General features: G+C 41.2%; 14 protein-coding genes. 4 read left to right on the top strand and 10 right to left on the bottom strand.

The window, feature by feature from the left end; genetic code table 11:
* Position 1 precedes the first annotated feature (1 nt).
* The 9 genes from J8M01_RS04870 to J8M01_RS04830 all read right to left on the bottom strand — a co-directional run bounded on the left by J8M01_RS04870 (position 2) and on the right by J8M01_RS04830 (position 8,163).
* Positions 2–1,762 (bottom strand): diguanylate cyclase, encoded by a 1,761-nt coding sequence (locus J8M01_RS04870; RefSeq protein ID WP_247670995.1) that lies wholly within the window; start codon positions 1,760–1,762, stop codon positions 2–4.
* A gap of 77 nt (positions 1,763–1,839) precedes the next feature.
* Positions 1,840–2,628, bottom strand: coding sequence for a TatD family hydrolase (locus J8M01_RS04865; protein ID WP_211057194.1), 789 nt, complete (start codon positions 2,626–2,628; stop codon positions 1,840–1,842).
* A gap of 73 nt (positions 2,629–2,701) precedes the next feature.
* Positions 2,702–3,445 (bottom strand): twin-arginine translocase subunit TatC, encoded by a 744-nt coding sequence (gene tatC, locus J8M01_RS04860; protein ID WP_211057193.1) that lies wholly within the window; start codon positions 3,443–3,445, stop codon positions 2,702–2,704.
* 31 nt (positions 3,446–3,476) lie between these two features.
* Complete coding sequence (gene tatB / locus J8M01_RS04855; RefSeq protein ID WP_192509067.1) at positions 3,477–3,788, bottom strand: Sec-independent protein translocase protein TatB; 312 nt, start codon at positions 3,786–3,788, stop codon at positions 3,477–3,479.
* A 5-nt stretch (positions 3,789–3,793) separates the two neighbouring features.
* Positions 3,794–4,021, bottom strand: coding sequence for a Sec-independent protein translocase subunit TatA (tatA, locus tag J8M01_RS04850; protein ID WP_192509066.1), 228 nt, complete (start codon positions 4,019–4,021; stop codon positions 3,794–3,796).
* Positions 4,022–4,085: 64 nt separating this feature from the next.
* Positions 4,086–5,690 carry a ubiquinone biosynthesis regulatory protein kinase UbiB gene (gene ubiB, locus J8M01_RS04845; protein WP_192509213.1) on the bottom strand — a complete coding sequence of 535 codons (1,605 nt, stop codon included), beginning with the start codon at positions 5,688–5,690 and terminating at the stop codon, positions 4,086–4,088.
* A 10-nt stretch (positions 5,691–5,700) separates the two neighbouring features.
* Positions 5,701–6,303, bottom strand: coding sequence for an SCP2 sterol-binding domain-containing protein (locus J8M01_RS04840; RefSeq protein WP_211050508.1), 603 nt, complete (start codon positions 6,301–6,303; stop codon positions 5,701–5,703).
* A gap of 8 nt (positions 6,304–6,311) precedes the next feature.
* A complete protein-coding gene (ubiE, locus tag J8M01_RS04835) occupies positions 6,312–7,067 on the bottom strand; it encodes a bifunctional demethylmenaquinone methyltransferase/2-methoxy-6-polyprenyl-1,4-benzoquinol methylase UbiE (protein ID WP_192509212.1) in 756 nt (251 codons plus the stop codon).
* Between the two features lie 112 nt (positions 7,068–7,179).
* On the bottom strand, positions 7,180–8,163 hold the full coding sequence (locus J8M01_RS04830; protein WP_211057246.1) for a GGDEF domain-containing protein: 984 nt from the start codon (positions 8,161–8,163) through the stop codon (positions 7,180–7,182).
* Positions 8,164–8,486: 323 nt separating this feature from the next.
* Between J8M01_RS04830 and J8M01_RS04825 the strand changes: the two genes are divergently transcribed.
* The 4 genes from J8M01_RS04825 to J8M01_RS04810 all read left to right on the top strand — a co-directional run bounded on the left by J8M01_RS04825 (position 8,487) and on the right by J8M01_RS04810 (position 14,896).
* Positions 8,487–10,253, top strand: a complete 1,767-nt coding sequence (locus J8M01_RS04825) for a DUF885 domain-containing protein (RefSeq protein ID WP_211057192.1) — start codon at positions 8,487–8,489, stop codon at positions 10,251–10,253.
* A gap of 369 nt (positions 10,254–10,622) precedes the next feature.
* Complete coding sequence (locus J8M01_RS04820; protein WP_211057191.1) at positions 10,623–12,581, top strand: S9 family peptidase; 1,959 nt, start codon at positions 10,623–10,625, stop codon at positions 12,579–12,581.
* 378 nt (positions 12,582–12,959) lie between these two features.
* Positions 12,960–14,099: a methionine aminotransferase gene (locus J8M01_RS04815; protein WP_211057190.1), complete on the top strand. Its 1,140-nt coding sequence runs from the start codon at positions 12,960–12,962 to the stop codon at positions 14,097–14,099.
* Complete coding sequence (locus tag J8M01_RS04810) at positions 14,087–14,896, top strand: amidohydrolase (protein ID WP_211057189.1); 810 nt, start codon at positions 14,087–14,089, stop codon at positions 14,894–14,896. Before J8M01_RS04815 ends, J8M01_RS04810 begins: the two co-directional genes overlap by 13 nt.
* On the opposite strand, the gene J8M01_RS04805 is transcribed toward J8M01_RS04810, so the two are convergent.
* Complete coding sequence (locus J8M01_RS04805; protein ID WP_211057188.1) at positions 14,893–18,183, bottom strand: methyl-accepting chemotaxis protein; 3,291 nt, start codon at positions 18,181–18,183, stop codon at positions 14,893–14,895. The genes J8M01_RS04810 and J8M01_RS04805 overlap by 4 nt on opposite strands.
* Between the last annotated feature and the right edge of the window lie 73 nt (positions 18,184–18,256).

Raw genomic sequence — 18,256 nt, 5'->3', positions numbered from 1 at the left:
CCTAAGTGTTTTCATAAACAACAACACGGTTGCGACCTTGCTGTTTTGCTTGATAGAGTGCTTTATCAGCAAAGTCAGTAAACAATGTTGGGTTTTTACTATCAGTGGCAATGGCACTGCGTATGCCTGCACTGATTGTCATAGTAACGGTATTCTCTCCCACATTGAGTTGGGATTTTTCCAAATCTGAGCGTATAAGATCAGCGAGCTCAACAGCTCCTTGAGAATCGGTGTTAGGTAATAGCAATACAAACTCTTCGCCGCCATAGCGAAATACTTCGTCATGAGGGCGTTTTAGATGCAGCTGAATTTGCTCCGCAACGGCGCAGATTGCTTGGTCGCCAACTAAGTGTCCATAGGTATCATTGATCTTTTTGAAGTGATCGATATCTAACATTACGACGCTGAGCATGGTTTGCTCACGCCGAGATCGCCTGACTTCCATCATGATACGTTTATCAAAATAGCGTCGATTCTTGACCTTGGTTAGCGCATCTTCCATATTGAGTTTCTCTAGTGCGCGGTTTTTCTCTTCTAATTCACGTAAAGTGACTTGTAGCTCGAATGTGCGTTCATCGATACTCGATTCTAAATCTTCTTGCGCTTGTTCTTGTAGCTGGATACGCTCTTTTAGCAAGGCATCGGCGGCCTGATTTTGTGCGATTTTTGATTGCTGAACTTTGATTTTGTTATCTCGCTCATCAACATACTTTCGTGTGAGGGTGTAGCTCAAAATAATACTGATAACGAGGTAGCATAAATAAGTAACAGGGCGGTCTAATAGTGCCCCGGAGAGTAAACCCAGCTCAAAGCTAAATTGGTATGCAAGTGCCAATGTTAATGCGCTAAATATACTGACATGCGCATATCGTTGTGGTGTATTTTGGCGCCATTTAATTATTGCGAGTACTAAATAGCCGGTTGTGAGTATTAGGCTCAAAGCGTAAGCGATAAGCAGTGCTGTATCTATCGGTATTGTGATGAGTAGCAATGCAACGGCTAACGATGTTGGCCATAACCATTTAAGGGGTTTTTGATAGGAGGCTAATTGTTTTTGTGTCAGGAGTGTTTTGGCGACAAACGGCATAAATAATAAGCAACTGTATAACACTAATAAAGGTTGCGCATATTGTTGTAGCCATTGCCAATTACCATAAATATATCGGTAACTAAAGCCATAAAGATGAACATTTAATAGCCAGATGGTAACAATAATAAAGCTACCAGATAAAAAGTATTTTTTCCGAGTAAAGGTATACAAAGTAAAGTTACTCAATGCCATAGCGATGATCACACCTGCCAAAATGCCATATAACAGATTAAACTTACTTTTGTATTTTAGGTATTCAATGGGGTGCCATAAGCTTAAAGGTAAGTTTAATGCACCATGATGTTGAATTTGCAGGTAAATTACCCCCGTACTACGCGCAGGAAGGTCAAAGGGTACTAATTGTGCTTCATGTTTAATAGGGCGCTGCACTAAGGGAAGAGCGTCTCCTAAATCAAGCGTGAGTAACGACCTATTATGCAATTGAATATAAGCGGTAATTTTATCCAATAAATTATTATCGATGCTGAGCAGAAGGGGGATCTCAATGGCATTTATATTATTCAACTCAACCTTTAGCCAGACATTACCACTTACAGGTCCTAAGTTCAGTGCGCCACTTGTATTTGTGAACCACTTAGGCGAAGACGCGATTAACCCATCCACATGATGACTATTGTTCACAGTGTAACTGAATGGCAAATCAGAGCGCATCTTAAAGTTATTTCCTAACTCTATACCATAAGGTGATGTGCAAAAGAGCAATAGGGATAGAAGGCAGAATCGCAGCATCATGTACCATGCCTTTTGTCAAAAAGGCGTTCGAAATTATCTTGACTTAATTTCGCAACATGGGCCACGGTTTGACCTCGTAACTTAGCGACTTGGTTTGCAATCTCATGAATAAATGCAGGTTCATTACGCCTTGATTTTGGTTTGGGCGCGAGTGTTCTAGGTAATAAGTAGGGTGCATCCGTTTCTAATAATAATTTATTGTCGGGGATCAATGGCACCAATGATTGTAGCTCAGCGCCTCGGCGTTCGTCGCAAACCCAACCCGTGATACCTATGTATAGGCCATATTCTAAATAGAAAGACAGCGCATCTTTATTGCCAGTAAAGCAATGTAAAACACCTGTGATAGATGTGTTTACAAGCAGTGCCTTCAATCTAGTAAAGGCATCTCGCTCATGCAAATAGACCGGAACTTGCATGTTTTTAGCCAATTCGAGTTGCTGCTGGCAGACTCTTTCTTGAATAGATCTGGGGGAAAAGTCTCGGTTAAAGTCTAGGCCACATTCACCGACTGCCACAACCTCAGGACGCTGGAGTAACTGTTGAATTGATTCACTAAAATTATCAGGTGCATCTTTGGCATCATGGGGGTGAATACCTGCGGTACTGACGTAACCAAATTTGTTGGCTAACTCTTGGCTCTGTTGTGAGTCACTAATATTACTGCCAATCAGAAGCATGTTTGACACACCTGCCTGAGTCGCACGCATTACTATATCTTCGCGTTCACTATCGTACTGCGTGCTGGTTAAGTTTACGCCTGCATCGATATAGTGTGTTTGCATTAGTTAGCCCATTTAATCAAAACACGATGATGATGAAATATGCACAGATAGCTGCTCTTCTGAGTGGCTTGGTTCACTCTACCGTCTCCTGATTATTGGTGTCTTTAGAGTAAAACCTTGCGAGAATTAAACCCAGCTCAAATAATAGTAGCATAGGTAGGGCGAGCAATGTTTGTGATAATACGTCTGGTGGGGTAAGGAACATGGCCACAACAAATGCACCTACAACGACGTAAGGGCGCTTTTCTTTGAGGCTCGCTGTTGTCGTTGCACCGCTCCAGCATAGCACCATAATGGCGACCGGGATTTCAAACGCAACCCCAAATGCAAAGAACAATTTCAGCGTAAAAGCTAAGTAACTGCTGATATCAGGTGAAAGTGTCATCATTTCAGGTCCGACACTGGTGAAAAAGCCTAAAATAATAGGCAGCACAACGAAGTAGCAAAATGAAATCCCAGCGTAAAATAATAATACGCTTGAGCATAATATAGGTATCAGCATACGCTTTTCGTGTTTATATAAGCCCGGTGCAATAAAACTCCATACTTGATGTAATAGCATGGGTACTGCTGCAAACAATGCGACAAAAAGGGTGAGCTTAAAAGGGGCAAAAAACGGGGCTGTAACATCTGTCGCAATCATTGTGCTATTTTCAGGCAGATGTGCAATTAAAGGTGCAGCAACGAACGCATAAATATCATTCGCAAAATAAACTAATGCGACAAAAATGACCAAAATGCTTAATATTGCCTTCATTAAGCGATTACGCAGCTCAATTAAGTGGCCAATAAAGCCGCTCTGTAGCGTTTCTGACATGGTGTACTCATTCGTTATTGCGTCGGTCAGATTACTCTTGGTCCGACTGCTTAGTATTATCTTTATAGCTATGCTTTACTGAAGCTGCTGCTTTATTGAGCTCATCAACAGAGTGTTTCACTGAAGCACTCAGGTCAGTCATGTTCTGTTGTTCCGCCTTTTTTAAATTTGAATGCAGCTCATGCACACGCAGTTCTTCATTTACTTCAGCTTTGACTGAGTTAGCAATAGACTTTATACTTTTTATCCAGCGACTGACAGTTCTAATCGCGACAGGCAAGCGTTCAGGGCCAAGTACAATCAAGCCGACGATCAATACGACGGCAAGTTCCCACATCCCCATAACGGTTAGACCTTATCCTTTGGTTTTTCTTGTGCTTCTTGTGTTTTTTGTTGTGTTTGGTCTTTTAACTGTTCAGTCGGTTGTGCTTCGTCATCGGACACGGCTTTTTTAAAGCCTTTGACAGCGTTACCCAAGTCACCACCAATACCACGCAGTTTTTTAGTACCGAATAAAAGTACTATAATGGCTAAAATGATTAGAAGTTGCCAAATACTGATGCCACCGAAACCCATACTTACCTCATTGATAATGAATTTAACTCGTTAAAAAATGATTATACGCAGAGTGTATAAAATATCATCCTGTTTTACGCCATGCACTGAGAAATAGTACGCTTGCAATAGATAAACTGACGCCCGCCGCAAACCAGTCATGAGCGAGATAGAACAAACCTGCGGTAATTGCTGCGCTGCAAGCAAGCATACCAAGTAAGAGTGGCTTGGTATTTTGTTTTGGTGTTACTGCCATAACATTTTGATTCTTTTGTCTCAGTGTTTGATATATCAAATCGGGTAATTCAGGCATTTTTTCAGCCCAAAAGGGTAAATTAGCATACACTTGTTTGAGTACTGACCAAGGTCCTACCTGATCTTTGACCCATTGTTCTAAAAATGGTTTGGCTGTTTGCCATAAATCAAGTTGAGGATAAAGTTGGCGGCCTAACCCTTCAACGTACAGTAGTGTTTTTTGTAATAACACCAACTGGGGTTGTACTTCCATGTTGAAACGTCTGGCCGTATTAAATAAGTTTACTAATACATGGCCAAATGAAATCTCAGCCAATGGTTTATTAAATATAGGTTCACATACAGTACGAATGGCAAACTCAAATTCTTCAACGCAAGTATCGGCGGGGACCCAGCCCGAATCAACATGAAGCTGCGCTACCTGACGGTAATCTCTATTAAAGAAAGCAATAAAGTTCTCAGCTAAATAGCGTTTATCTTCTTTGTTGAGTGTACCGACTATTCCGCAATCAATACCAATGTACTTAGGGTTGTGCGGTGTGTGAGTAGAGACAAAAATATTACCTGGGTGCATATCAGCATGGAAAAAACTGTCCCTAAAAACTTGGGTAAAAAATACTTCGACACCTCTTTCAGCCAACAGTTTCATATTAGTACCTTGCGCTAATAGAGCGTCAGTATCTGAAACGGGGATGCCGTAGATACGCTCCATAACGAGGACGTTCTTACGCGAGTGATCACTGTATATCTCTGGGATATATAAAGAATCTGAGTCTGAGAAATTGCGACGTAACTGTAATGCATTCGCACCTTCGCGCAGTAAGTCGAGCTCATCAAGCAGTGTTTTTTTGTATTCTTTGACCACTTCAACTGGGCGTAAGCGTCTGCTTTGGCTCACGACTTTAACAAGCATGCTGGCGAATCGAGTCATTAATGCAAGATCCGCTTCAATTTGTTGTTCGATATTAGGACGGATGACCTTGATAACAACGTCTTTATCCTGCTCGTGAGTATGTAAGCGAGCAGTATGTACTTGCGCTATAGAAGCAGAAGCCAGTGGGGTTTGATCAAACTCACTAAATAGTTCGCTAATATTATCTATCTGTAGTGCTTGCTCGATTAACCGTTGTGCTTGTTGGCCACAGAATGGTTGCACTTTGTCTTGCAACTGCGCTAGTTCTTCAGCAATTTCTTGGGGGAGTAAATCTCGTCTGGTCGATAACATTTGCCCAAACTTTATCCATACCGGTCCAAGAGTTTCCAGTGACAGTCTTAACCTTTGACCAATGGATTTATCCGGGTGTTTGTTTTTTAACCAAAACAAACTTTTTCTTGCGAGCTTTCCATACCAAGGTTGTTTATTTTTTGGGATGAGATCATCTAAACCGTATTGCAGTAAGGTTTGAGTTATTTGATATAAACGAGCAACTGCCAACATTCGCTCCTCAGCGGTTAAGTAAGAGTTGAATACGCTGCTCTAATTGAGCTGCTTGATTTTTTATATGTCGGGTGTGCATTTTGTATTGTTCAAGCTCTAAAGGGTGAATGGTCACTTTGAGTTCATCTTGGCATAATTGTGTGACTGTTGACTTAAATGAGCTGCCAATCGTTTTGCCTTGAACATGGGCTTTTTGGGTACTGTTTATCACCTGTTGTGCTGGTGCATCACCAATGTAGCGAGATAGATGTTCTGCCCAGTCAATATGTATGTTTGAAAAGGCTGAGCTATAGTTTTGCGCAAGTTGCAAATCACCTTCTAAATCTAGTTTCTCTTGTCGAATGAGTTGCGTGAGCAAACTAGGGTTAGTGAGCTTGGTTAAAGTTTCTAAGCTGGCGCTGATATGACAGTCTGCATGTTCTTGATATTGACTGAATACCATAAATTGATGGCCTACGTAAGTGAGCGCGAAGGTGTGCTGCCAATCGCGTAATTCAACGGCGATCACTTTATGTTTACAGTTTTCCAGAGACCTTGTTAATTCGGGCTCTAATACGAGCAAGCGATTCAAACATGACTCGACGATGGCACTTGCAACGACCTCAATCATAGGTATCCTTAGTATTTAAAGCCGCGATGAAGCGCCACAATACCGCCGGTCATGTTCTGATAACTGGTTTGTTCAAAACCGGCTTCTTCCATCATACTCTTGAGTGTTTCTTGATCTGGGTGCATACGAATTGACTCGGCCAAATAGCGATATGACTCACTGTCATTAGCGATGATTTTCCCCATAGTTGGTAGTAGGTTAAATGAATATAAATCGTAGAGCTTAGAGAGCGCTTCATTATTGGTTTTTGAGAATTCCAGCACTAATAAGCGACCACCGGGTTTGAGTATTCTATACATAGAGCGCAATGCGGCATCTTTATCAGTGACATTACGCAGCCCAAAAGCAATGGTAATCACATCAAAAGAGTTATCAGGAAATGGCAGAGCTTCCGCGTTCATTTGCACGTATTCGATATTGCCGACTAAGCCCAAGTCACGTAGCTTATCACGACCAACTTTAAGCATTGAATCGTTAATGTCACCAAGAATAACTTGACCAGACTCAGTCACTAGCTGACTGAATTTAGCCGTTAAATCACCGGTACCACCTGCTAAATCCAATACTTTGTGGCCTTTTCGTACGCCGGAGCAAGCAATTGCTTGGCGTTTCCAAAGTCGATGGACTCCAAAGGACATCAAATCATTCATAATGTCATATTTTGCCGCAACTGAGTGGAATACATCGGCGACGAGAGAAGCCTTTTCTTCACGGTCAACGGTTTTATAACCAAAATCAGCAGTATCTTGTGGTGACTCTTTCATTGTTTTCTCAGTTAGGCTTAACATTATGATGCGCTTAGTGTACTTGATCGCGTGACTCACGTGCAATTCATAAGGGTAGGATTTTATCTTATAATAGCGAAGAAATTTCAGACTATGAGGGAATATAGTAGGCCTGATTAAGGGTGAGCGCTTTGTGAGCCGCTTGTGCTGCCTTACGGGCTAATGTCGTAAAGTCAGCCTCTTGCTGCTGTTTAACGATACCCAAAGATAATTGCACACTGGGTAACTCAAGCGGGCTTTTTGAGCTCACAAATTTCAGTTTTTCGACGCCTTTTAGTACTTTGTCTGCGATCACGAGTGCCGTTTCAGGCTCTACATCAGGTAATAGTACGGTAAACTCATTTTTACCAGTCCTGCCGGGTAAACCGCTTTCAAAGACATATTTTTGGATTTTCCTAGCAACACGATTGAGCACCACTTCAGCAATGGCATCGCCGTATTTATTCGAGAACTCGTCGATGTTTTCTACTTGTATTGCGATAGCACACAGAGGCTTATTTTGTTGTAGCCACAGTTGTGTTTGCTGATTTAAATAATGGCGTTTGTACATGCCAGTTTGGGTGTCGATAATGTGTTGCTTGCGCAGCTTAAGTAATTGCTGTTGCGTCTTTTTATGCATTAAACGGGCATTTCTAAGGGTGGCTTTAAATTGCACCTGTTGCTGTAGCAAAGCATCAGCTTGTTTAGATAAAAGCATCAGCGCACGCTTACTCTTTTCAATATTGTGCTCATCTAAAGAGTGGACGCAGTGGTGCAGTTGTTCAGAAAACTGATTGATATTACGTTGTGAGTTGCGGGTGGAGTTATGTAAACTTGATAGGAGCCCATCCACGTTTTTTAGCATGGCTGCTTCTTCTTGATGACCCTGATTTATGTACTCAAAGTAGAGTTGCTCTAAGTAAATGCTATCTATTTTTTGTCCGCTATTTAAGATGCTATCAAGTGCTGCATTGAGCTCCGTATCAGACTTGCTAATATAGGTGTACGTTACCTGATAATTTAACGGCGTAGGCGGTAAATGGTGTTGCTCTAAAAAGAGGCAGACTTTGGTCATTTTTTCCTGTGCAACAGCCATAGGATCATGGAATATCATTTCATTTACCGCAATAATAAGTCAGCGAAAAGTATGTAAGTAATCTTGATATCCTTGAGCTTCAGAATTGCGTCCCTACATTGAAGACTACATTACTGAGTCAATCACGTATTTAAAAGCAAAATGACCACTTTGGAAATAGAAAAATGATTTATATTTGTTTATTTGCTGATTTTATAATCATAAAGGCTGGGTTTGTTGTATTTTTGCACTAATGTAAATTATGAAGTCTGTCGAAATTAGTTGCGAATAATGAGCTTGCTTAGCTACAGTGACTGAAGATAAAAATATAATAAGGCTTTCGAGTGAGAAAAACGTTAATCAACTACACGTCTATTTCGTTATTAGCTCTTTGTTTGTCTGCATGCCAATTAACGCCCGTTAATGTTGATGCGCAGTTTACTCATATTGCTCAAGAAGTGGAAACAACTCGCAAAAATAACAATGCGTATGCGAGAACGCAGACAAATGGGGCACAGTTGCTACCTGACTTATCTGCTGAAGGTTTAGCAAAAAATTATCATCGTAATGTACAGTTTTTACATGAATTGGATAAGCTTCCTTTAACCAAAATGAGTGACGAGAACCAGATTAATCACACCATTTTGCGTGCGCAAATTCAAAATCAGGTTGATCAGTATCGCTTTCATAGCCATTACATACCATTGACGTCAGAGTACGGCTTCCATTCCAGCATGTCTTTTATGGTTGCCGGACATGACTTTGCGAAGTTATCTGGTTATGAGTTGTATTTAAGTCGATTACAGCAAATCCCTCGTTATTTTGCACAAAATATAATGTGGATGAAAAAGGGTGTACAAGTTGGCATGACTCAGCCTAAAGTTGTGCTTGCGGGCTATGAAGAGTCTATTACTGCGTTCATCGTGCCTAACGTCGTTGATTCTGAGTTTTATGCGCCATTTTTGGTGAATTCTGCGAAGCTACCAGCAGCTGATTTTGAAAAGTTGCAACAACGTGCACAAGACGTTATTACTGAACAGGTGCTTCCTGCGTATCAAAATTACTTACGCTTTTTTGTGGATGAATACCGCCCTGCCGCAAGAGAAGAGATTGGTATTTCAGCCACGAAAAATGGCGAGTCGTATTATGCAAATCGTGTTCGCCATTATACAACGACAGACATGACGGCAAAGGAAATCCATGAATTGGGATTGCAAGAAGTTGCTCGTATTCGTTCTGAAATGCAAAACGTCATTCAGGAGAGTGGGTTTGAAGGGACATTTGCTGAATTTGTCGACTTTTTGAGAACGGATCCACAATTTTATGCAACCACACCAGAACAACTGTTAAAAGAAGCCGCTTTTATTGCCAAGAAAATGGATGCACAATTACCAAAGCTGTTTCATACACTACCTCGCAGGCCTTATGGTGTAGAGCCCGTCCCGGCAAGCATTGCGCCTAAATATACAACTGGTAGATACAGCGGTGCAAGCAAAGATGATGAAGCTGGTTTTTATTGGGTAAATACTTATGCTCTAGATAAACGCCCTTTGTATGTGCTGGAAGCATTGACTTTGCATGAAGCCGTGCCAGGCCATCATTTACAAATTGCGTTGAATGCTGAATTGGATTATTTACCAGGTTATCGTCGGAATACGTATATTTCGGCTTTTGGTGAAGGTTGGGGATTATATTCTGAATATTTAGGGCTTGAAGCGGGTTTTTATAAGGACCCATATAGTAACTTCGGCCGTTTAACGTATGAAATGTGGCGCGCAGCACGGCTAGTGGTTGATACTGGTATGCATATGTTTGGTTGGAGTCGTGAGCAAGCAATGAATTTTATGAAAGACAATAGTGCGCTGTCATTACACAATATCAAGACTGAAACGGACCGTTACATTTCTTGGCCAGGGCAAGCACTGTCATACAAAATTGGTGAATTAACGATTAAGCGATTACGCCAGGAAGCCGAAGAAGCGCTTGGTCAAGAGTTTGATATTCGTGAGTTCCATCATCAAATACTGCGTCATGGTTCTGTCCCTTTATTCGTTTTAGAGGAACAAGTGCGTCGTTATATTCAAACTGAATTGGCAAAACCGCAAGGTTAACTATTATTGGGTGGTCACGAGGCTGGCCACCTATCTTTCATTGTTTGTTAAACAAGCTAAGTAAATATAGACACACCTCGCTTTTGTGAGGTGACCACGTAATTAACGTTACCCATACTGAATGAACTATTGTTCATAAGACCGAGTAAACAATCTAACCTCAATTGGTATCAATATTGCCAATAACCCTCTATGAGCTTTGCACTTTTGGTATTAAAAACATGACTGGTATTTGTCCTGAACTACTCTATTTACTGCGAGTATGTCAGTGGTGCTGTTCAGAGCACGCTTGATGAACAGGTAAGTTTCTATTGAATGTTGGATTGTCGGAGATATAAAATCACCGACAATGGTGTATATGGATAGATTATGAAAATATTATTTAAAGTGTGTTGCTTAATTTTGATATTAAGTAGCGCTAAATGGACACATGCTGGCGAAATCATTTCTGTGGCAGATTTTAGTAAGGATTTTGCGTATCGACAGGTGCAAATTTCTCCCAATGGCAAGTACCTCAGTTTTATTTCTAAAGTTGAAGGCAAAAATAACCTTTATATTCTTGATCTTAAGACTAATAAAATAGTCAGTGGGATTAGTTTTAATGGTAATGGACAAGTTGGTGCTTATGTATGGGCAAGCAACGAGAGACTGGTTGCTGAAAAGCAATATTTGAAGGGGTGGTCAGCTCGTCCAGAATATCGAGGCGAATTGTTTGCGATGAACTGGGACGGCACACGACAGCGTTATGTGGTTGGCTATCAAGGTAAAATGCAAACAGGCTCAGCAATAAGAAAGGCTACGCCGTTAGAAGGCACCTCTTATGTATTAGACAGTTTACCGAATGATGATGATCACATTCTAATTGTGACGTACCCATGGCGTATGATCAAAGAACCGAGAACAGTTGTATATAAGGTTAATATTCATAATGGACACCGTAAGAGTATTGCGGGTTCACCATCAAAAATGGGGCGTTATATTACTGATCATCAGGGAAATGTACGTATTGTCGTTTCTACTGAAAATTATATAAACCAGTCTATTCATATTAGAGATAAGCGTGGTGATAAATGGCGTGCATTACCGCTAGAAAATACTTCTTTACAAGACGTGACGCCATGGTCATTTGATAAATCAGGTAAGCATGCTTTGATTGGGGCTTCTGAATCTGGTGGTCCGAAAGGCATTTACAAGCTTGATTTAACAACGGGTGTAACGACCAAGGTGTTTCAAGATGATGAGGTATCACCTTCAACGGTTTGGACTGATAGTATTAGCAAAGAAGTCATTGCGATTGAATTAGAGTCTGGGTATCCGAGTTATGCATTTACAGAGAGCAATTCGCAAGGCAGTCGCACATTAAAGTCATTATTGGCGACGTTTCCTAATAGCCAAGTACATTTAATCAGTAGCAGTAAAGATGGTAAGCGCAGTATTGCTTACGTTTGGAGTGATCAAAATCCGGGGCAATATTATCTATATGATGGGGAAAAGAAAAAGCTTAGCTTCTTATTTTCCGAAAGGGGCTGGCTACCTGCCGATAAAATGTCTGAAACGAAACCAATAAAATTTACTGCGCGTGATGGTGTTGAAATTCGTGGGTACCTGACATTGCCAAAAGGGAAGGAGGCGAAAAATCTGCCACTGGTAGTGATGCCACATGGTGGACCACATGGGCCAAGAGATTACTGGCGCTTTGATGTTGAAAGTCAGTTATTGGCCAGCCGAGGTATGGCTGTACTGAAAGTAAACTTTCGTGGTTCAGGTGGATATGGCCGAAATTTTGAAGTTGCAGGATACCGCAAGTGGGGAAGTGATATACAACATGACATCATTGATGGCACTAAGTATGTGATTAAACACGGATATGTAGATACAAACAATATGTGTATTATGGGGTCTAGCTTTGGCGGCTATTCAGCAGTACAAAGCGCTATTATTGAACCTGATTTATTCAAGTGCGCTATTGGTGTTGTTGGTGTGTATGATTTACCGTTGATGTTTAAAGAAGGTGATATAGCGGGGCATGAAACGGGAAGAAGTTATTTGGCCCAAGTATTGGGGGACGATCAGCAGCAATTAAAAGACTTTTCTCCAAGCTATAATATTGAGAAGCTAAAAGCACCTGTGCTAATAGTGCATGGGGGTGAAGATAAGAGAGCGCCGATTGAACAGGCTGAGTCACTGATAGAGGCGTTGAAAAAAGCCAAGCATCCTTACCAGTATATGTTACTAGAAAGTGAGGGGCACGGATTTTATAAAGCGAAGCATCGTGCACAATACTATGAACGCATACTCGCATTTTTAGATGCGCATCTAAAATTATGATGAGAGAGAAAAGGCAACGTTAGGTTGCCTTTTTTGTGCTGCTGTCGTGGTAAAAGCGATGGTTGTTTGAGAGATAAGTGAACGCGTATCTTATTGCTAAACCTTCACGTTTGATTGGCGTAAATTGGCAAATACATTCATGTAATTGATCGTGTAGGCTTATATTACGTCTCTATAAAGTAACCTAGCTACAGTATGATTTGCAGCTTATGATACGCTCAGTGATAAGTCATACATTTTGTTAAGCGACGGCTGTGCTAATTTATACGTCATGGGATTATCGTTGGTTTGAAGTAATATGAAAAGTCACCGTAAAGTATACCCGTATAATAGCAAGCCGACTTTGGTGATCAGGACAAGTATAATTGGAGAATATCAGTGCAGAGTAAATTACCGATTGTTGCAACGAGTATTTTTAGTAAAATGACAGGGTTAGCTAATCAGTATGCGGCAATTAACTTATCTCAAGGTTTTCCCGAGTTTGACACTCCAGAGCAATTGAAATCCAAGTTAGCGTATTATAGTAGCGAAGGATTTAATCAATATTCGCCTTCGGTAGGTATAAAACCACTGCAACTGCAAATAGGTGAATTGGTGAAGCGGCGTTATCATACAAAGATAGATGCTGAGCAGATGGTAACCATTACCTCAGGGGCAACGGAAGCACTGTTTGTTGCAATTCAAGCGATTATACATCCAGGTGATGAAGTGATCGTCTTTGACCCTGCTTACGATTCTTACCAACCTGCCATTGAGTTAGCAGGAGGTAAAGCAGTACATGTGGCAACACATGCGCCGGATTATGCAATTAACTGGTCACAGGTACATCAGCTCATGAGTGAAAAAACTCGAGCAATAGTGATTAATACCCCCCATAACCCGAGTGCTAAAACACTTAAGCTGGCAGATCTCACCCAGTTGAAAAAGCTGGTTATGCAATATGAACTTTATCTGATAAGTGATGAAGTATATGAGCATATTACCTTTGATAATCAGCCTCATTTGAGTGTGTTACGTGATCCTGAGTTGTTAAGTCGCAGTTTTGTGGTCTCTAGTTTTGGCAAAACGTTCCATTGTACCGGCTGGAAAATGGGCTACTGTATTGCACCTACGCACTTAACGGATGAATTTAGAAAAATTCATCAGTATGTGACGTTTTCAAGCTTTACGCCTGCACAATTGGCTTTAACCGATATGCTCGCGGAGCAAGGTCAACATGTTGATGGATTGGCCCAGTTTTATCAAATTAAACGAGATTGTTTAATCGATGCATTATCAACCAGTCGTTTTCATGTGCTGCCAAGTGAAGGGACGTATTTTTTATTACTGGATTACAGTGAAATCTCCTCATTAGATGATGTGGCATTTTGTGAGTATTTAGTGAAAGAAGTGGGGATAGCTGCAATACCTCTGAGTGTATTTTATGCACAAGGGTCGTCAGACAAAGTGATCCGACTGTGTTTTGCAAAAGAAACGGCTACGTTATTAATCGCAGCGGAGAAACTATGTCAATTATAAATGATTCAAAGGGCACTGAATTACGAGTTGCGGTGGTACAATATGATATTGTTTGGTTACAGCCACAAATGAATTTTACCGCTTTGCAGGCGCTATTAACAGAAAGTTTAAGTGAACCAAAAAACAAGGTTGATTTAATTTTATTGCCAGAGACTTTTGCAACGGGTTTCGCGGTTGATGAAGGGGTCAGCGAACCAAAAGGCGGACCTATACTGCAGTGGCTAATTCAGTGTGCTCAGCACTATCAAGCGGTGGTTGCGGGGTCTGTATTAGTACAAATGGGTGCCAAGCAGGTCAATCGGTTTTATTGGGTAAAACCAGATGGTACTGTGATGCATTATGATAAGCGGCATTTGTTTCGGTTGGGTAACGAAGGAGACTATGTCGAAGCGGGACAAACGAGACAAGTTTTTACTATTAATGGTTTTAGAATATTACCCCAAGTGTGTTACGACTTGCGGTTTCCTGTATTCCAACGTAATAGGAATGACTACGATGTTATGGTTAATGTCGCAAACTGGCCTGCAGCACGACGTCATGTTTGGGATACATTATTGATGGCCAGAGCAATGGAGAATCAATGTTATGTCTTGGGTTGTAATCGAATTGGTGTAGATGGTAATCAAGTTGCCCACAGTGGGGGCAGTGCTGCATATAATTTTAAGGGGGAAGCTATTATGCAATTACCAGATAATCAGACTGCGGTCGCATGCGTTCACTTAGTGAAAAACCAGCTAGAAGCATTTAGGGCAGCTTTCCCTGCCCATTTAGATGCCGACGAATTTGAGTTGAGTTAGCGATTATATTGATGGATGAGTAATTGCGTAGTGTCTGCACTTTGCTTACTTAACGAGAAGTAACCTAACAAGCGGCGCATTTGATTTGCTTGATCAGCCATCTGTTTCGCTGCCGCCATTGTTTCTTCAGTTATCGCTGAATTTTCTTGAATTAAATCAGTCAGTCGTTGCACAACCAAGTCAACTTCTTTAATTGCTTGTTGCTGTGTGATGGTTGATTGGTTTATTTTGACAATGGTGTTGTTAACTTTGGAAACCGCGTCGACAATTTGTTCGAGTTTATGACCAGAGCTATTTGCCATATCGGTGCTTTGGTCTACTTTTTGATTACTATTGGCAATGATGTTTTTGATCTGCTTGGCTGATGCTGCGCTTCGCCCAGCAAGCTCTCGGACTTCGTTAGCAACAACTGCGAACCCTCTTCCATGTTCACCAGCTCGAGCGGCTTCAACTGCCGCGTTCAAAGCCAATAAATTGGTTTGAAACGCGAGGCCATCGATGACCGACACAATTTCATTGATGTCTTTACTTGCGCCATTGACTTCTTCTATTGCTATGACGGTTTCTTTTGAAAGCTCACCACCTTCTAGTGCTATATTTTGGGCATCGTTTGATAGTTCTACGGCATTACCCGATTGTTTGGCTACAGCCGTTATTTCACTGAGAATGTGGCCTGTACTCGCACTGGCTTCTTCCAAATTAGCGGCTTGCTCTTCTGTTCTGGCACTAATTTCAGTATTACTGGCAGCAATCTCTCCTGCACTTTGCGATACGTGGCTTGCTGATAACTGTATGCCCTCTATCACTTCGGTTAACTTACTGATAGTGGTATTGACATCCTGTTTTAGTACTAAGAAAACGCCATCATAATTGCCTGAAATAGAGTCGGTTAGCTTGCCCTGAGACACAGCACTGAGTACATGCGTCACTTCACTTATTGCATCAGAAATTGTAGTAATAGACGTATTTACATCTTCTTTAAGTTGTTGCAGTTGTCCTTGTAACGGCGATTGTATCTTTAAGTTGAAATTGCCTTTGCACATTGCAGCCATCACCGCGGCGAGTTCTTCAATAACTTGGTTTAAATTACCGACAGAGTTATTTATATCGGATTTTAGGGTATCAAGTTGGCCTGGCATAGCCGAGGTGATTGTGCGGTCAAAGCGACCGTGGCTAATTGCCATCATGACTGAAGAAATTTCACTCACTGCTTTATCAAGGCCGTGAATAGAGGTATTTATATCGTCTTTAAGTTGCCCTAACTGACCTTGAGCTGGGCACTGTACACTTTGTTTAAAGTCACCTTTACTCATTGCAGCCATTATTGTACTAATGTCTTTGATGATAATTGCGAGGTTGTCGACACTGACGTTTACATTATCTTTTAGAGCATTGAGCTGACCTTCTAATGGGATATCAATACGTTGCGAGAAGTCGCCTTGGCGAATAGCGCCCATCACTGTACTTATTTCATCAATGGCACCTGACACGCTGAAAATAGAGTTATTTACGCAATCTTTTAACTGACCGAGTTTTCCTTGCGCATCAATAGAGACGCGCCCATTAAAGTCACCATGCTCGACATTTTCCATAACAGACACAATGGCATTCATAGTGCCGTTGAGAGAATGCAAAGATTGGTTTACATTCGATTTTAGTTTATCTAAATCGCCTGACATAGGTGCAGTGAGTTGCAAGTCAAATTGTCCGATTGACATGGCTTTAATAACTTGATTTATTTCGCCAATCGCAATATCTAAGCTATTTGCACAATGATTGGTTGCTTGCTTTAATGTTTCCAATTCCCCTTTGCACTGGACTTTAATTCGTTTTGAAAAACGTCCAGATGCCATTTCATTCATGACTAAGTTTGTTTCTGAAATTGATTGCTGAAGTTCATTTAATAGAGAATTAAAGGCAAGCGCAGATTGTCCAATTTCATCTTTTGAAGCGATGGGCGCGCGAATAGAAAAATCGCCTTCTTGTTCAACTCTGCGCATCGTATTAACTAAAGCATGTGCTGGCCGAGTTAACGTACGCGCAAAGAGAAATGCAATAACCACGATGACGGCAATCGTGAATACAAGCACGACTATAAGCAAATTACGTAATCGTGTGACGGCATCAAATGCTTCTGCTTTGTCTATTTCAGCAAGCAATGCCCAGTCTGATCCTAACACATCTATGGGCATGAAAGCGGAAAGAACAGGTTGTCCGTTGTAATCGGTGATCAGCTTCTGACCATGCTCTCCTGCGATGGCGCGTTGGAACCCTTCCGTATTTATAGCGCCTTTACTTGGGTATTTAAATGAGTTTATTACTGAGTGATTTTCAGGGTCTAAATAGGAATCTGAACGCATTAACCCATCACGCCCGACTAAGTAAGTTTCACCACTTTCACCGAGCCCTTCTCTTTCCGTCATGATGTCATTCAGCGCATCAATTGATAATTGAAAAATGAGTGTAGATTGTGCATGCCCAGTGTTGATGAGCGGTGCGGCAATAAAGCTTGCTGGGGCATTGTATGAGGGGAGGTACTGTTGATAGTCGACAAAAGCATATTGTTCGGGGGTATTCAACGAGCGAGCTTTTTGAAATACAGCAGCAAGGTTACTATTTGCATAAGGCCCTGTGAGTAGCGATGTGGCAAAATCGAGTTCTTTGTATACAGAATAGACGATGTTACCCGTTTCGTTATCCACAATAAAAATATCGTAGAAATGATTGATTTCAGCAACTTTCAAAAAGTATTCATGATGACGTTGGTGGGTCATATCATAATCATCATCATGGTCGGTTTTTACCAATTTTGATTTTTCGCCAAGTGCAAATGGGTTGTCCGCAATATAGCGTTGTTGCAGCATAAGCCCTTCAGCACTGATACTATCAATTAAGTTATCCGGTAACGTTGCACTCGGGTTTTCAGTATTAAATTTAGTCGTGAATTCATTCTGATAAAATTGCGTTAAAGTGTCAGGAATAATAACGGTGCCATCAAGTGTACTAAATGCATAAATGAATTCACGGGCTGCGGTTTGTGCGTATGGGTTGTGTGCAAGCGCACTCATTTTATTTTTTACGGCTTTAAAGTGGCGCTCAACGGCGCTTTTTTTGATTTCCCCAACCGCCCCAAGTTGTGAATAGGCTTGTTGCTGAAGTGCGTCTGTGGCGTGATATAGCGCCATAGAAATAACAACGGCAATGGGAGCAAGTGCAACCAATAAGAATGCAATAATAAGCTTTTTGGTCAGGTCTAAAGATTGATAAATCGCATTGATACTGGCCATTGCGCACTCCTTGTTCTCGTTATTTTTGTTGATACAAAATGTATCTTTGCAGCAAAGTGTAGAACAGTTCTCG

Origin of the sequence: Pseudoalteromonas sp. MMG005 (assembly GCF_018101015.1) — a bacterium.
Taxonomy (GTDB): domain Bacteria; phylum Pseudomonadota; class Gammaproteobacteria; order Enterobacterales; family Alteromonadaceae; genus Pseudoalteromonas; species Pseudoalteromonas aurantia.
The sequence above is the reverse complement of the archived record's forward strand: the minus strand, read 5'-3'. Positions and strand labels throughout refer to the sequence as shown.

What these genes read in the sequence shown, in the direction of transcription:
- J8M01_RS04870 (WP_247670995.1), bottom strand. Translation starts at nt 1,762, where the DNA reads ATGCGCTCTGATTTGCCATTCAGTTACACTGTGAACAATAGTCATCAT.
- J8M01_RS04865 (WP_211057194.1), bottom strand. Translation starts at nt 2,628, where the DNA reads ATGCAAACACACTATATCGATGCAGGCGTAAACTTAACCAGCACGCAG.
- tatC (WP_211057193.1), bottom strand. Translation starts at nt 3,445, where the DNA reads ATGTCAGAAACGCTACAGAGCGGCTTTATTGGCCACTTAATTGAGCTG.
- tatB (WP_192509067.1), bottom strand. Translation starts at nt 3,788, where the DNA reads ATGGGGATGTGGGAACTTGCCGTCGTATTGATCGTCGGCTTGATTGTA.
- tatA (WP_192509066.1), bottom strand. Translation starts at nt 4,021, where the DNA reads ATGGGTTTCGGTGGCATCAGTATTTGGCAACTTCTAATCATTTTAGCC.
- J8M01_RS04840 (WP_211050508.1), bottom strand. Translation starts at nt 6,303, where the DNA reads ATGATTGAGGTCGTTGCAAGTGCCATCGTCGAGTCATGTTTGAATCGC.
- ubiE (WP_192509212.1), bottom strand. Translation starts at nt 7,067, where the DNA reads ATGAAAGAGTCACCACAAGATACTGCTGATTTTGGTTATAAAACCGTT.
- J8M01_RS04830 (WP_211057246.1), bottom strand. Translation starts at nt 8,163, where the DNA reads ATGGCTGTTGCACAGGAAAAAATGACCAAAGTCTGCCTCTTTTTAGAG.
- J8M01_RS04820 (WP_211057191.1), top strand. Translation starts at nt 10,623, where the DNA reads ATGAAAATATTATTTAAAGTGTGTTGCTTAATTTTGATATTAAGTAGC.
- J8M01_RS04810 (WP_211057189.1), top strand. Translation starts at nt 14,087, where the DNA reads ATGTCAATTATAAATGATTCAAAGGGCACTGAATTACGAGTTGCGGTG.
- J8M01_RS04805 (WP_211057188.1), bottom strand. Translation starts at nt 18,183, where the DNA reads ATGGCCAGTATCAATGCGATTTATCAATCTTTAGACCTGACCAAAAAG.